General features: G+C 42.2%; 13 protein-coding genes and 1 pseudogene. 10 read left to right on the top strand and 4 right to left on the bottom strand.

All coding sequences use genetic code 11. The features are described 5' to 3' along the window. The first annotated feature begins 74 nt into the window (after nt 1–74). From lpxO to F952_RS01410, 7 genes and pseudogenes are all read left to right on the top strand, one after another. Nucleotides 75–989 carry a lipid A hydroxylase LpxO gene (gene lpxO / locus F952_RS01440; RefSeq protein WP_004920532.1) on the top strand — a complete coding sequence of 305 codons (915 nt, stop codon included), beginning with the start codon at nt 75–77 and terminating at the stop codon, nt 987–989. Between the two features lie 352 nt (nt 990–1,341). Further along, nucleotides 1,342–1,722, top strand: a pseudogene (locus tag F952_RS01435) (CHAP domain-containing protein); the annotation flags it as partial. A 90-nt stretch (nt 1,723–1,812) separates the two neighbouring features. Continuing rightward, nucleotides 1,813–3,612: an excinuclease ABC subunit UvrC gene (gene uvrC / locus F952_RS01430; RefSeq protein WP_004920527.1), complete on the top strand. Its 1,800-nt coding sequence runs from the start codon at nt 1,813–1,815 to the stop codon at nt 3,610–3,612. A 99-nt stretch (nt 3,613–3,711) separates the two neighbouring features. After that, a complete protein-coding gene (locus F952_RS01425) occupies nt 3,712–4,503 on the top strand; it encodes a thioesterase family protein (protein ID WP_004920524.1) in 792 nt (263 codons plus the stop codon). A 107-nt stretch (nt 4,504–4,610) separates the two neighbouring features. Then, a complete protein-coding gene (pgsA, locus tag F952_RS01420) occupies nt 4,611–5,198 on the top strand; it encodes a CDP-diacylglycerol--glycerol-3-phosphate 3-phosphatidyltransferase (RefSeq protein ID WP_004920522.1) in 588 nt (195 codons plus the stop codon). A gap of 114 nt (nt 5,199–5,312) precedes the next feature. After that, nucleotides 5,313–6,173 (top strand): bifunctional transcriptional activator/DNA repair enzyme AdaA, encoded by an 861-nt coding sequence (locus F952_RS01415; RefSeq protein ID WP_004920520.1) that lies wholly within the window; start codon nt 5,313–5,315, stop codon nt 6,171–6,173. Continuing rightward, nucleotides 6,170–6,778: an alpha-ketoglutarate-dependent dioxygenase AlkB family protein gene (locus F952_RS01410; protein WP_004920517.1), complete on the top strand. Its 609-nt coding sequence runs from the start codon at nt 6,170–6,172 to the stop codon at nt 6,776–6,778. The genes F952_RS01415 and F952_RS01410 overlap by 4 nt, the downstream gene beginning before the upstream one ends. Before the next feature lie 53 nt (nt 6,779–6,831). Here F952_RS01410 and F952_RS01405 read toward each other — a convergent pair whose 3' ends face one another. Then, nucleotides 6,832–7,614 (bottom strand): IclR family transcriptional regulator, encoded by a 783-nt coding sequence (locus tag F952_RS01405; RefSeq protein WP_004920515.1) that lies wholly within the window; start codon nt 7,612–7,614, stop codon nt 6,832–6,834. 453 nt (nt 7,615–8,067) lie between these two features. Between F952_RS01405 and F952_RS01400 the strand changes: the two genes are divergently transcribed. Genes F952_RS01400 through F952_RS01390 form a run of 3 tightly spaced genes read left to right on the top strand, consistent with a single transcriptional unit; the run spans nt 8,068 to nt 11,414 of the window. Continuing rightward, entirely contained in the window at nt 8,068–10,167 is a 2,100-nt protein-coding gene (locus F952_RS01400) for an FUSC family protein (protein ID WP_004920513.1), read from the top strand. Further along, on the top strand, nt 10,154–10,363 hold the full coding sequence (locus F952_RS01395) for a DUF1656 domain-containing protein (protein ID WP_004920510.1): 210 nt from the start codon (nt 10,154–10,156) through the stop codon (nt 10,361–10,363). The genes F952_RS01400 and F952_RS01395 overlap by 14 nt, the downstream gene beginning before the upstream one ends. Nucleotides 10,364–10,397: 34 nt before the next feature. Further along, nucleotides 10,398–11,414, top strand: a complete 1,017-nt coding sequence (locus F952_RS01390; protein ID WP_004920508.1) for an HlyD family secretion protein — start codon at nt 10,398–10,400, stop codon at nt 11,412–11,414. A 62-nt stretch (nt 11,415–11,476) separates the two neighbouring features. Here the strand turns inward: F952_RS01390 and ruvX are convergent, their stop codons facing one another. From ruvX to recN, 3 genes are all read right to left on the bottom strand, one after another. Next, nucleotides 11,477–11,920: a Holliday junction resolvase RuvX gene (gene ruvX, locus F952_RS01385; RefSeq protein WP_004920504.1), complete on the bottom strand. Its 444-nt coding sequence runs from the start codon at nt 11,918–11,920 to the stop codon at nt 11,477–11,479. After that, the gene (locus F952_RS01380; RefSeq protein WP_004920502.1) at nt 11,913–12,467 is read right to left on the bottom strand and encodes a YqgE/AlgH family protein; all 555 of its coding nucleotides are present in this window, start codon (nt 12,465–12,467) and stop codon (nt 11,913–11,915) included. The genes ruvX and F952_RS01380 overlap by 8 nt, the downstream gene beginning before the upstream one ends. 115 nt (nt 12,468–12,582) lie before the next feature. Further along, nucleotides 12,583–14,244, bottom strand: coding sequence for a DNA repair protein RecN (gene recN / locus F952_RS01375; RefSeq protein WP_004920499.1), 1,662 nt, complete (start codon nt 14,242–14,244; stop codon nt 12,583–12,585). Nucleotides 14,245–14,283 lie beyond the last annotated feature (39 nt).

Below are 14,283 nucleotides of genomic sequence, written 5' to 3'. Positions count from 1 at the left end.
GAGATTTTGTTATTATTCCTTCAATTTCAAATTTTTTGAAGTATCTTTAAATATGCTTAAATGCGAGTAACTATATGATTAAGTGGATCATATTAGCGATTTTTGTGATATCAGCCTTGTATATCCAGCATCGCGGCAAAGTTCGTCATTCGTTTTATCGTCAGTTCTTTGATCATTCGACGTTACTTGCGCCCATCAATTTTCTGATGTACATGTTTTCAAAAGTGCCTAATCAGCCTTATATTGAAACTCAACATTTCAAGGATTTGAAAATACTGGATGAAAATTGGGAAATGATTCGCGATGAAGCCAGAGCATTGTATGATCAGGGCGGGATCAAGGCTTCAAGTACTTATAACGATCTTGGTTTCAATTCATTTTTTAAAACTGGCTGGAAACGATTTTATCTAAAATGGTACGACTCTGCGCATCCTTCTGCGGCTGAGCTCTGTCCAAAAACAACGGCACTATTAAAAACATTGCCATCTATTAAGGCGGCGATGTTTACCGAGCTTGCACCCAATAGTCGTCTGGTTCGTCATCGTGATCCTTATGCAGGTTCATTACGCTATCATTTGGGTTTGATCACGCCCAATGATGATCGTTGCTTTATCGATGTAGATGGACAGCGTTATTCATGGCGTGATGGGGAAAGTGTGGTGTTTGATGAAACGTATATTCATTATGCTGAAAATACCACAGACCAAAACCGGATTATTTTCTTTGCTGACGTTGAACGTCCTTTAAAAACAAGGCTTATGGAAAAGTTTAACCACTGGTTTGGTAAAAATGTAATGACGGCTGCAAGTTCTCCAAACGAGACAGGTGATAAAACTGGTGGTCTTAATAAAGCCTTTGGTTATATTTATCAGATTCGTATCAAAGCCAAAGCATTAAAAGCCAAAAACCGTAAACTGTATTACTTCTTGAAGTGGTTTCTCATGCTTGGAATCTTTTTCCTGATTTTTGTACGTCCTTATGTGTTTTAAAATTTAAACGCCCAATAGGGCGTTTTTTTTTGAGATGTAAAAAAGCATAATAGGGTGTAGATGTGATGTGTATCACGTTGTTTTAAATTTGTTACAACTATTAAAATTGAATTAAGTATTTTAGCTCTAAAATGGCTCGGTTTTTGAGAAGTGGTTATTTTAGATAGGTTCAACAATGGCTCATGTTCATCACGCGGTACATGTTCAGCACATGCAGGTTACAGAAAGAAAAAATGCACATGTACATCATAAAGTACAGCATCCGCTAAAGAAAACATACACAGAGCATCAAGGACATTCAGCGCATACTTCTCGTAGCAAGTCGCACCATACTACTCAGCATAAAATTCATCATAAAAACCTATCTCAAAATATTGATTTGCATAAATTTTCGCACAAACTAGAAAGTATTTCAGCAAGACATAGTAAGGAAAAGTGTGCTCAACATATCCGCATTGCTTTGCAAACAGCAGGGGCTGATGTCTCTAAACATCCTGTGGCTGCTTCTGATTGGGGACACACTTTAGAAAAAAACGGCTATAAAAAAATTAAACCCGCGTTTGGTAATCCTCAAGAAGGTGATATTTATATTATTCAGCGCACGGATGGCCATATGTATGGTCATATTGCTGGATATACAGGCAATGGCTGGTTTTCAGATTTTCGTCAAAAAACCTATGCGGTTTATAGAGAAAAAGACGTCAAATACAGTTACTATCGCCTGGAATCTTAAAACTTCAACATTTTGTCATCATGACAACGCTTGAAAAGCATACATGGAAACATCACATTAGTATTCTAGCCTTTAGCCAAGAATCTAATAGTGAATCCAAACGCGCGTCCACATATTGAAAAAATTCTCGCCAACATGACCCAATTACCTGGCGTATATCGTATGCTGGGTAAAGACGGCGAACTGCTCTACGTTGGTAAAGCCAAAAATTTAAAAAATCGTGTTTCCAGTTATTTTGTCAAAACGATTGAGCATCCTAAAACACAGGCCTTGGTCGCGCGAATTCATGATATTGAGACACTGGTTACACGCTCTGAAACTGAAGCACTCTTACTTGAACAGAATCTGATTAAACAGCATCGTCCGCCTTACAATATTATGCTGCGTGACGATAAATCCTATGTCTATATTTTTGTGTCCAGTGATAAACCTTATCCACGTATTGCAAGTGGAAGAGGTAAAGGCAAGCATCAGATTGGGAAGTTTTTTGGGCCGTATCCAAGTGCATATAGTGCCCGAGATACTTTGCTGGTATTACAAAAACTATTTAATGTGCGTCAATGTGAAAACAGTTATTTTGCCCAGCGTAAACGGCCGTGTTTGCAATACCAGATTAAACGCTGTTCTGCGCCGTGTGTGGGATTGATTTCCCCTGAAGATTACAAGCAGGACGTGGACAACTCGATTCGATTTTTGCAAGGTGATACCAAAGAGCTCAATCAGGAATTGATTGCCAAGATGGAAGAGGCTGCCGAGCAGCTCGCGTTTGAAAAAGCCATGTTTTATCGTGATCGTTTAGGGCTGTTGCGTGAAGTACAGGCACAACAGGCAGTTTTCAAAATTAAAGGTGAGGCAGATATTCTGGCAATTGCTTTTCAGGCAGGTGTCACCTGTGTACAAATCATGTATGTACGCAATGGACGGATGCTCGGTGGAAAAAGTTATTTCCCAGATATGCTCAGCGATGATTTGGGGCAAATGCTGAGTGATTTTATTGCCAATTTCTACTTTCAGGTGGCAGATGAAGTTCCTTCAGAGCTCATTGTTAATGTTGAGCTGCCCGACCGTAAAGAGCTAGAACAAGCACTACAAACCCAGTTTGACAAGAAAATTCAGATCAAACACAAGGTACGAGAAACCCGTGCAGAATGGCAAGAACTGGCCATCATGAATGTTCAGCATGCCATTAAAGGTCAGTTAAGTAATCATTTGGAACTCAATGAGCGTTTCCATCAGCTTGAACAAGTGGTAGGGCGCCCAGTAGATCGAATTGAATGTTTTGATATCAGTCATACCATGGGCGAAGCCACAATTGCATCTTGTGTGGTTTTTGATCAGGGAGGTGCGCGTAAACGTGATTATCGTCAGTTTGGTATTGAGGATATTACCGCAGGAGATGATTATGCAGCGATGCGCCAGGCACTCACCCGACGTTATAAAAAGCACATTGTACCTGATTTATTACTAATTGATGGTGGCAAGGGGCAGTTACACATGGCCATGGAAGTGATGCAGACACTGGGTCTGGATGCATTTATGGTGGGCGTATCTAAAGGTGAAGGTCGTAAGCCAGGGCTTGAAACTTTACATTTTACTGATGGCAGCAAGATTCAGTTGCCAGAAGATCACAAGGCATTACATCTGATTCAGCAGGTACGTGATGAAGCGCATCGCTTTGCGATTACCAAACACCGTGCCAAACGTGATAAACGTCGTGCCGGCTCGGTTTTAGAAGTAATTCCAGGATTAGGGCCTAAGCGTCGTCGTGACTTATTGACTCATTTTGGTGGTATCCAGGGTGTACTCAAAGCTTCGGAAAAGGAGCTGATGCTGGTTTCTGGTCTGGGGCCTTCTATGGCAAGAACCATTTATAAAATCTTGCATGAATAAATTGGCAAAAACATCCTGTGACTGGCGCGTCACTGATCATTTTTGTTGTCATAAAATACTGCACAATAGCAATCAGAATGAAAAATAATGAGTGATGCTATGCCTTTAGATCAGACATTGGAACAACTGACGCAAGATGAATGGATTGATATTCCCCAAGGCTGGTCGCAGGGAAGAACGATTTATGGTGGATTGGTTGCAGGCTTGCTCATGCATAAAGCATTAAGTGTGATGAATGATGAGTCCAAAAATCTGTTAAGTACCAGCATTACTTTTGTGGGACCAGTGAATGAAGGGCGGGTACGACTAACAGTTGAAATCTTGCGGCAGGGTAAATCTGTCACCACAATTGAGGCACGTTTATGGCAGGACCAGGCTGTTCAAACCATCTTGATCGCAAGTTTCGGACAGCCGCGTTCTTCTGAAATTTTTGTGCTTAACTTACCCGAGGCACCAGACTATTTGTCTCCCGAGCAGTTCTCAAGAATGCCTTTTGTAAAAATGATGCCAGAATGCTATCAACAATTCGATCTGCGATGGGCAGAAGGTCATTATCCCATGACTCAACAAGCTCCAGATTTTGGTGGCTGGTGCCGTTACGATATCCAAAAACATTCACCGCGAGCATTGAATGTGGCTGATTTGTTAATTTTGATGGATATCTGGCCACCAGGGGTACTGCCCATGTTTCAAACCATCGCACCTGCCAGTTCTCTAACATGGCATCTCACTTTTGTTCGTCCCGTTGCTTATGAGTTACATGATTGGTTTAAGTATCAGGTCGTCACGCAGCATGCTGCCTTTGGCTATGCTACAGAATATGCGCATTTATGGGATGCTCAAAACCGTCTGATTGCTATTTCGAGGCAGACAGTTACTGTTTTTGCCTAGTCGACACTGTGTGACATTTCGTATAAAGTTGGCGTTAGTGAAAAATGCATAAAACCTTAATTAACTAAATTCGCATGATGTAATTAGGGGACTAACAGGCGGTGTCTATGACAACAGGTCGAATCCTGAATATCCCAAATATTTTAACACTTGCACGAATCGCCCTTATTCCTGTTTTTCTTATAGTGGCATATTGGCCACCTGCAATCGGGGTAAACTTCCATGAAGGAAGCTTTCTGCGGCATCTCGTGCTGACAGCCATTTTTATTTTGGCTGCGGTTACAGACTGGTTTGATGGTTATTTGGCGCGAGCTTTAAACCAGACATCGGCTTTTGGCCGTTTTTTAGATCCTGTGGCAGATAAATTAATGGTGGCTTCGGCACTGATTGTATTGGTGCAGTGGCAACCGACGATCTCCATGGCATTTGCTGCAATTGTGATTATCTCACGAGAGATTACAGTTTCTGCATTACGCGAGTGGATGGCAGAACTGGGTGCAAGAACCAATGTTGCAGTTTCGACCGTAGGTAAATATAAAACAGCTTTCCAGATGATTGCGATTAGCGTCTTCTTATTAAACTGGCAGCCCCTGGATCTGCTGGCGTATGCCTTGCTTTACACGGCTGTGATTTTGACTTTATGGTCGATGTTTATTTATCTGAAAGCAGCTTGGCCTTATCTCAAACAGCCTTAAGATGTGTAAAAAGCCTTTCAAGTTGAAGGGCTTTTTTATATGTTTAGTGCAAGAATCGGGTCGAAACACGATGCTGGCTCGTCTACGCTCAACATAAAATGCAGGAGTTTGAGCATGAAAAATCTCTCTACGACTCAGTTTATGACCATGGCAGCAGTTATCGATTATTTGTATCAGCATCAAGATAAGCAGCCGACGCTTGAACAGATTGCAGCGAGTGTGGGCCTGAGCTCAGGTTATGTGCAGCGCCAGTTCCAGGAATGGGTAGGTATTAGTCCCAAAAAATTTGTTCAGTATTTGAGTTTACAGCATGCGAAATCGTTGCTTCAGCAGCAGTCGAGTATACTAGACACCGCATTGGATTCGGGCTTATCTGGTACAGGTCGTTTGCATGATTTATTTATTCAGTTTGAGGGAATGACACCAGGTGCCTATAAGCAGAGAGGTGTTTCAGTCTGCTTGAATTATTCTTATGAAACCACGCCATTTGGTGAAATCTTTGTCGCCAGTACGCCAAAAGGCATTTGTTCTATACAATTTATCCAGACAACGTCTGAGTATGAGCAGCCTCTGAATGAATTACGACAAAAATTTGTTGCTGCTGATTTTTGTCATAGATCTGCGCCTCTACATCAGCAAGTCTCGGCATGGATTTCGGGAGACCTGACCCAGTGTTTGCAGCAAAAGCTGCCTTTGTGTTTGCAAGGCACACCATTTCAGCTCAAGGTTTGGGAGGCTTTGCTTTGTATTCCAGCGGGACAATTACGTAGTTATCAGCAGATTGCAGAGCAGATCGGACAGCCACAGGCGGTGCGTGCAGTTGCCAGCGCCGTAGCTAAAAACCCAATTGCCTATTTGATTCCATGTCATCGCGTGATCCGTTCAACTGGGGCGATTGGTGAATATCATTGGCATCGTAGCCGTAAATTGGCTTTACTTTCATGTGAAATGGCAAAATATGGGAATCAGGGATGACGCTGGATTTATTTGCACCACAGCCTAAAACGAACTTATTACCCTACGATGGTGACGTTGAGGATTATGGATGCTTTATTTCTACAGCCGAAGCCGAGCAGTATTTTCAATATTTTTTGAAGCATCTGGCTTGGCGGCATGATGAAGCACGTTTATACGGCAAGCATTTTATTACACCACGTCAAGTGGCATGGTATGGCGATGATCATTATCGTTATGCTTATTCGGGAATAATGCGTGATTCACTACCATGGGATCCGCAGCTTCTCATTCTAAAACAGCAGATTGAGCAGACATTAGCAGAGCGTTTTAATTCTTGTCTAGCAAATTTGTATCAGGAAGGTACGCAGGGAATGGCTTGGCACAGTGATGGCGATATGTCTCTGGCCAAGCAAACCACGATTGCTTCTTTAAGCTTAGGCGCCACCCGAAAATTTTGTTTTCGTCATCTTCGCACCAAAGAAAAAATCGAGATGCAGCTACAATCTGGGCAGCTCATTGTGATGCGTGGTGAAACACAACAGCATTGGCAGCATGCCATCATGAAATCACAAAAGGTGATTCATCCCAGAATCAATCTCACTTTCCGACAGTTCCTGTTATAAATCGTTCAACGCAAGTGATCACGATTCTTATCCTTTGACGTTTTAAAGTGGCTTTAATGTAGTGATTTCTCGATTTGGATTAAGGCCAGCGATTTCTGTTCAATATGGATGACATTGGCCTGCAAAATTTCAATTAATTTATCAATATTAATAAACTCGAAACGATTTTTAGAGGCTACCAATGTAAGAGCCATCGGAGATTCTTTGGTGTGCGAAAATTTGATTGGAACAGAGAGCCCTGTCACATCTGGATTGAGTTCACCATGTGAAATGTAATAGCCATCTTTTTTGATTTTTTTCATACGAATCAGAAAGCTTTCTTCATCGTGGGCAAAATCTACTTCTGCCAGTTGACGCGAAAAACGTTGATAATAATCCTGAATCTGCCGTTTAGGCAGATGTGCCATAATCACTTTAGGCGATGAGCCCATATACACAGGTCGTGGGCAACCTCGTCCGTAAGAAAGCAAGTCTGCATTACGAAATACTTCGTGGTGAACATCGATACAATAATCACGGTTAAGGTGTGTAAGTAAGCAGCACAACTCTGTACGTTCGGCAATATCACGCATAAATGGACTGCTCATTTGCACAATCGGATCGGTGGTACGTGAAATATAATCCATGACCGCAATTTTAGGCCCCAGCGTATAATCTCCCGACGTGCCACTGATTCTTTGCAAAATTTCTGATGAAACCAGTTCTTTTAGATAACGGTAGCCTGTGGGTTTTGATAAAGCCAGTTCTTCACAAATGATATCTACATTGATGATTGGTCGATGAACAGAAAATAAATCAAGAACTGTTAATATTTTACCAAAACTAGAAAGCGCCATGATCACCTACTAAAATGACTCAAAAATCTGAAAGATGAATAGTTTGTCTTTATAACAAATTGCCTTCTGATTTGCAGAGTTATTTATGGGAAAATTGTATTGTAGCTATTTTTAGCCACAGCATATTGTTTTAAACTGGTTAGATTATCACTATAAGATATTTTATCGTATTTTTAATTTCATTTCCAAAAATAATTATGTAATAATATCCAATAGTGAAATTAAAGCACTTTAAGTTTTTTGCTTCTCCTTTTCTTTTTTCATTTTAGAAAAAAGTATCTCGTCTATTGAGAGTCAAGCTATTGGCATAAATGATCTAATAGCACGTAGTTTGTATTGGCTATGATTTTGATGTGTAAGATAAAACTGATGCGCCGTGTCGGTGTTGACGTCTTCACACAAGTAACTCGCTGAATGATGTAATACCAAAGCACACCGTGTAGAGAGCTTTTCATGTTGTGGAAACAAATTCTGGCATTTCGGCCCAATCGAATGGACCTGATTTTTGCGGTCAAGACGTTTATTGCGATGCTGTTGGCCTTGTATATTGCATTTGCACTGGATCTGACCTATCCAATGTGGGCAGCAGGTACGGTGATTATTATTGCACAGCCTTATGCTGGGATGGTGTCGTCTAAGGCGGTTTATCGTTTGATGGGTACCGTGATTGGTGGGGCATTTGCAATTTTTCTCACGCCTCGTATGATCGATATGCCAATTCTCTTTACGTTTGTTTTAGCGCTTTGGATTGCCTTTTGCCTGTATGTTTCTTTGCTTGATCGTACGCCGCGAAGTTATGTATTTATGCTGGCAGGCTATACCACGGCTATGGTCGCCTGTAGTTCAATCAACAGTATTGATACCTATAGTGTGTTTGACATGGCGTTGAGTCGTGTACTTGAAATCTCGATTGCGGTCATCTGTAGTGCAGTGGTTTCTGCGACGATATTTCCTGCACATCTTGGTACTCAACTCCAGCACAGGGTGCAAAAAACACTGGATGATACCCGAGAGGTGTTTAAAAGTATTTTGACCGATCCTCAGCATAGTAGTAGTTATGCAGAACTTTTGGCTGGGATTACACGAGATACTTCTGATATTCACGGTCTAGCTGTTCATCTGACCTACGAACATGGTGAGCTTAGGGGCATGACCAAGCCTTTGCAGGAATTACTGCATCAGATCACGATGGTGGTTGCCAATTTGATGTCGATGTCGGAGCGCATTTTACAATTGGATCAAAGTGACGTGCAGTATCGACAGGGGCTGGGCGATCTGTATCAGCATGTGGTGACATTTTTACGTGCCCAAACCGAGATTGAAGAACAACAATTAAATCGTTTGCCAGATGAGTTTGAACAAGACTTTCATCATCTGATCGCACTGAGTCAGCCTCCACAGCAGGTCATGCTCATGGCACTGAAAATGGATATTCGCCACTTTGTGCAGAATGTCATGACGATCAAACTATTATGGGCAAGAATTCAACAAGGTGATAAACGCATTCCAGATCATATTGCAGCGTTGACAACTCAATATCCAAGTTTGCATCGTGATCATGGTATAGCCGTTCGTAGTTCGATAGCGGCTGGTGTAGCAACCAGTATTTCGTTTTTGCTCTGGATCTATAGTGGTTGGCATGCAGGTTACATGATGGCGCAGTTAACAGCTGTCAGCGTATGTATTTTATCCATGCTGGATAATCCTGTGCCTGCTTTAAAGCTGTTTGTCCGTGGTTCTATTTATGCTGCGATTCTTACTATTTTTTATGCTTTTGTGATCATGCCAGAGGTTAAAGAGTTCTGGCAACTGGCTTTTGTGTTGGCACCGATGGCGATTTATCTGTTGTCGATGTTTCCACATCCGCCTTTAATGGGGCTGGCTTTGCCCATGCTGATTAATTTCATTATGAGTCTGAACTTGCAGAATCATTACACAACCAATGCTGTGATTTTGATGGATACTGCCATGGCAGGTGTAGTCGGCCCAATTATTTCGATTTTGGCCATTTATTTTATTCGTGCGATGTCTCCCGAAACCAGTGCGACCCGAATTTTGGCATCGCATTATCGTGCGATGCGAGCAGCTTTGTATATTCCGTATGGTGTGGGGTTTCGTATTCATTTGCGTGGCATGCTGGATCGTATTGGCATTCTCAATACCAAAATGGTACAGGTTGATGAGCTAAAATTTGCGATGAATCAGGCATTAATTGAAACCAGTGCTGTAGTAAATTTAAGCCGAATTGCTGAATTGATGTATCAATCAGCAACCTCTCAACCTTTACAGCATGCCTTATTTCGTTTGCAGCAACTTCTAGATCGTGCCTTTCGTGAGCTAGAAAAACAGTTGACGTTAGATTTGTCGTTAAAGGATAAAATTTTGCAGCAGATTCAGCATATTCAGGAATTACTGGTTAATGAAACCCATACAGAAATTCGGCAGCGTATCGAGATCAGCTTAAATAATATTCAAAGCAGTATTTTGCATGTTCAAGGGACTGAAACTGTTCAAGCCCTGGCTAAAGTGAGAGAGATTGATGGGCGAGTTTAATGCATACGGTGTTTATATTCCGAGTTTCCTGATACAGGCAATTTGTGCATTTGTTTTATTCAAACTCGTTACATTGTGGACAGATCGTCTGATTGCTAAAGGCTGGATTGGCTTTCCAGGGGTTTTTAATCTTTCGCTGTATATCCTGTTATTAATGTGTATGCATTGGATCTTTATTTGGCATTTTGGCAGATGAAATCGTCTTTAATATTTGAAATTGGAACACGATCATGAGTCAGGTAGATTTACGCAAAATTGTTCGGCCCGTGGTGACACTACTAATGGCTATAGTGGCAATTGCGGTGATTATTCATTTGTGGAATTACTATAATTCAGCACCTTGGACACGCGATGGTCGTGTACGTGGTGATGTCATACAAGTGTCTTCAGATGTATCTGGACTGGTCACAGAAGTCTTGGTTCAAGATAACCAGACCGTTAAAAAAGGACAGGTTTTGTTTAAAATCGATGTGGTTCGTCAGCAACTGGATGTAGAACAGGCACGTTCTGATTTGGCCAAGGCCAAAGCTGGATTGGCTCAATCCCAAGCCAATCTGATTGCAGCCAAAGCGAATTTGACCAAATCTGAGGCGAATACTGCACTGGCTGAAAAAAATGCTGCACGTTATTCAAGTTTATTGGATGGCGCAATTTCTAAACAGGAACAAGACCAGATTTATGCAACACGCGATCAGTCACGTGCTGAAATTGCTCAGATGAAAGCCGCAATTGAGCAGGCGGAAGCAACAATTGTTCAACAGAAATCACTAATAGAAGTTGCTCAGAGTAATTTAAATCTGGCGTTGTTAAACATGCAACGCTCGGAAGTGGTTGCTCCAGCAGATGGTACACTGTCAAATTTTGGCCTGCAGGTAGGAAATTATGTGAAAACAGGTGATGCTGTTGCTGCACTTATTGATCGTCATCAATTGTATGTGGTGGGATATTTTGAAGAAACAAAATTAAATCACATTCATATTGGAGATCAAGCCACCGTACAATTGATGGGCGATGACCAGAAGATACGGGGTCATGTGCAGGGGATTGCTTCGGGTATTGAAGATCGTGAACGTTCAAGTAGTTCAACCCTACTTGCGAATGTCAATCCAACATTTACATGGGTGCGTTTAGCTCAGCGTGTACCTGTAAAAATTGTACTGGATGAAGCACCTAAAAATTCTTTAGCTTTTGTGGCTGGACGAACTGCAACGGTGAATATTGTACAAAGTAATTCGCAAAAAAACTGAGTGTGATACGAATTTTTGATCGAAAAAGATGGCTTGACCCTGTGGTTGGGCCATCTTTTTATTTAGGGTTGGACACCTTGTGGGGCGCGATACCAGCTTTGAATTAAAAGTGATGCTGCGATGCTGTCTGCCGCAATCTTTTTTGCACGTCCTTGCTCTTGATAACTTTCAAGCTCATCACGTGCTTCACGGGTGGTAAGCCGTTCGTCGACCATCCACGTTGTAATATTGGTCTGGTGGCGTAAGCGACGCGCAAATTTACGTGCTCGTGCAGACAGCTCCGATTCAGAATCGTCCATATTGAGTGGAAGACCAACCAGAAAAAGTGTGGGTTGCCATTCCTTTACGATTTTTAGCAGTTGGTTCCAGTCTGGAATGCCATCCTTCATCGGAAAAAGCGCCAGTGGCGTACTGCTTTCAATCGCGGCTTGACCTATGGCGATTCCCATTTTCTGAGTACCAAAATCAAAGGCCATAATCATTTGGTGAGACATTGAATCAGGCATGGCCGATCTCTGAAGATAACCAGATACGATCAACGCCAAGCTTTTTATAAGCAGCATCCCAGCGTTCGTCATAAGGAAGATTAAAAATAAGATCCATATCGGCATCACAAATCAGCCAGTCGCCACGTGAAATTTCACCTTCAAGCTGATTCTTGGTCCAACTGGCATAGCCAAGTGCAATCTGGTAACGTCCTACACCTTCATTGTGGGCAATCGCATCCAGAATGTCTTTACTGGTGGTAATACACAGATTTTCACCCACCGCAATCGAGGAATGCCATACAGGTTGTCCTGTATGCAACACAAACCCTGCTTCGGGGCGTAGCGGCCCACCTTGCAAAACCTCATGGGGCTGCACATGATCTGCCTCGATATCCAGATCGTTGAGAAGTTCTCGCACCTGAATGCCAGAAGGACGGTTAATAATCAGTCCTTGTGCGCCTTCATCATCATGACGAGCCAAATAAATCACAGTATTCGCAAAAAAGTCATCGGCCATTTCTGGAGGGGCAATCAGACAACGGTGTGTCAAATATTGTTTGGTCACCTAGATGCTTCTCCTTAAATTCAGGTCGTGTTGAAATATAGATTCTTCATATCAACATACAAGAGTAAATGGGTTTCGCCAATCGTTTTCCTTGATTTATTTCACAGTTTAATACTTATGAATGTTGAAATTTCAAGCGTCTTAGCTGTTTTGCATGCTGTAAAGTCGTTTCATTAATTTCTACACCACCTGACATACGTGCCAGTTCAAAAATACGCTGTTCTTCATCCAGTTTAACAATGGTACTGCTGGCTGGATCTGTTTGCTGTTTTTTGACCAAAAGATGTTGATCTGACTGAGCGGCAACCTGTGCCTGATGTGTGATACAAAGCAATTGCACATGTTGAGCCAGATCTGCCAGTAGTCGACCTACTACTTCTGCTGTGCCTCCACTAATTCCGACATCAATTTCATCAAAGACCAAGACTTCTGACTCAGTTTTTTCGGCATTCATCACCTGCATGACCAAGGCAATACGGGATAACTCACCACCAGATGCAACACGTGCCAGTGGTTGCGGTGGAATACCTTTATTGGCAGTAAATAGAAGCTGGATGAAACTTAGACCCTCAGCATTGGGTTGTTCTAAGGGTTCAAACTTAAACTCGAAATGAGCTTCGGGCAACGCAAGTGGCTTGACTTGTTCAGTGAGTTGTTTGGCCAAAGGAAGGGCAGCCTCACGACGGATTTGATCCAAATATTTGGCTTTTTCCAGAAATTGCTGATGTGCAAGATCGACCTGTTCGGCAAGTGTTTCTGGATCCTCAAGTTGATGCAGTTGATCCAGTTCTGCCTGCCATTCAGCATAGTCCTGTTTTAACTGTTCTGGTTGAGTGCGGTATTTTCGTGCCAGACGGTGGAAACTTTCAAGTGTACTGTTAAGTTCTTCCATGCGTGCAGGATCAAAGCTCTGCCGGTCCATGAACTGGCGTAAGTTTGAAGTTGCATCCTCAATTTCACTTTGGGCGTTGACCAGTGAATTATAAATTTCTGAAAGTTGTTCGCTGCGTCCTGCATGGGATTCGATACGGCGTAATAACGATGACAGTTCTTGTGTAATGTTTGGCTCAGCTTCATCCAGCAGATTTAAGCTGTAGGCACAATCCTGCATGATATGTTCATGATGGCTTAAGCGGTCAAATTCCTGTTCGATGTCTTTATAATCAATTTGAACAATATCTTCGAGCTCTTCAAGTTGTAATTCTAGCGCTGCAATACGTTGCTGACGCGTTGCCTGAGCATCTAGCGCGGCTTGATGCTGACGAATCGTACTTTGCCATACGCTATAAGCTGTTTTGACTTCCTGTGCTGGAGCATAAAAGTTGCTGTAACGGTCTAGCCAGTGTTTTGGGTAAGGCGGTTCTAATAGCTGTTGCTGACTGTGCTGGCTGTATAACTGAACCAGTAACCGTCCGAGTTCTTTCAGTTCAGATAAACTGCTTGGACGGCCATTGATCCATGCTTTGCTACGACCAGTCGCAAAAATGACACGACGCAAATGAATTTCTTCAGATTCATCATCGAGCTCATGTTCTTTGAGCCACTCGGCTTCAGGACTATAATTTTTATAACTAAACGTTGCACTGATATCGGCTTTCTCGGCACCGTATCGAACATAGTTGGTATCTGTACGTTCTCCCAGACTGGCCGAGAGGGCATCCAGAAGTAATGATTTTCCTGCACCAGTTTCACCAGTCAGAACATTAAATCCCTGTTCAATATCGAGTGCGAGGTGATCTGCCAAAGCAAAATTAATTAAAGTTAAATGTGTCAGCATAAACGCATCCAGGGCGCCAAGAGTTTTTTGTCTAAGATA

This window comes from Acinetobacter baylyi DSM 14961 = CIP 107474 (assembly GCF_000368685.1).
GTDB lineage: Bacteria > Pseudomonadota > Gammaproteobacteria > Pseudomonadales > Moraxellaceae > Acinetobacter > Acinetobacter baylyi.
This window is presented reverse-complemented; position numbering and strand designations above follow the sequence as displayed.

What these genes read in the sequence shown, in the direction of transcription:
- lpxO (WP_004920532.1), top strand. Translation starts at nt 75, where the DNA reads ATGATTAAGTGGATCATATTAGCGATTTTTGTGATATCAGCCTTGTAT.
- F952_RS01410 (WP_004920517.1), top strand. Translation starts at nt 6,170, where the DNA reads ATGACGCTGGATTTATTTGCACCACAGCCTAAAACGAACTTATTACCC.
- recN (WP_004920499.1), bottom strand. Translation starts at nt 14,244, where the DNA reads ATGCTGACACATTTAACTTTAATTAATTTTGCTTTGGCAGATCACCTC.
- F952_RS01395 (WP_004920510.1), top strand. Translation starts at nt 10,154, where the DNA reads ATGGGCGAGTTTAATGCATACGGTGTTTATATTCCGAGTTTCCTGATA.
- F952_RS01415 (WP_004920520.1), top strand. Translation starts at nt 5,313, where the DNA reads ATGAAAAATCTCTCTACGACTCAGTTTATGACCATGGCAGCAGTTATC.
- pgsA (WP_004920522.1), top strand. Translation starts at nt 4,611, where the DNA reads ATGACAACAGGTCGAATCCTGAATATCCCAAATATTTTAACACTTGCA.
- F952_RS01425 (WP_004920524.1), top strand. Translation starts at nt 3,712, where the DNA reads ATGCCTTTAGATCAGACATTGGAACAACTGACGCAAGATGAATGGATT.
- F952_RS01390 (WP_004920508.1), top strand. Translation starts at nt 10,398, where the DNA reads ATGAGTCAGGTAGATTTACGCAAAATTGTTCGGCCCGTGGTGACACTA.
- ruvX (WP_004920504.1), bottom strand. Translation starts at nt 11,920, where the DNA reads ATGCCTGATTCAATGTCTCACCAAATGATTATGGCCTTTGATTTTGGT.
- F952_RS01405 (WP_004920515.1), bottom strand. Translation starts at nt 7,614, where the DNA reads ATGGCGCTTTCTAGTTTTGGTAAAATATTAACAGTTCTTGATTTATTT.
- F952_RS01400 (WP_004920513.1), top strand. Translation starts at nt 8,068, where the DNA reads ATGTTGTGGAAACAAATTCTGGCATTTCGGCCCAATCGAATGGACCTG.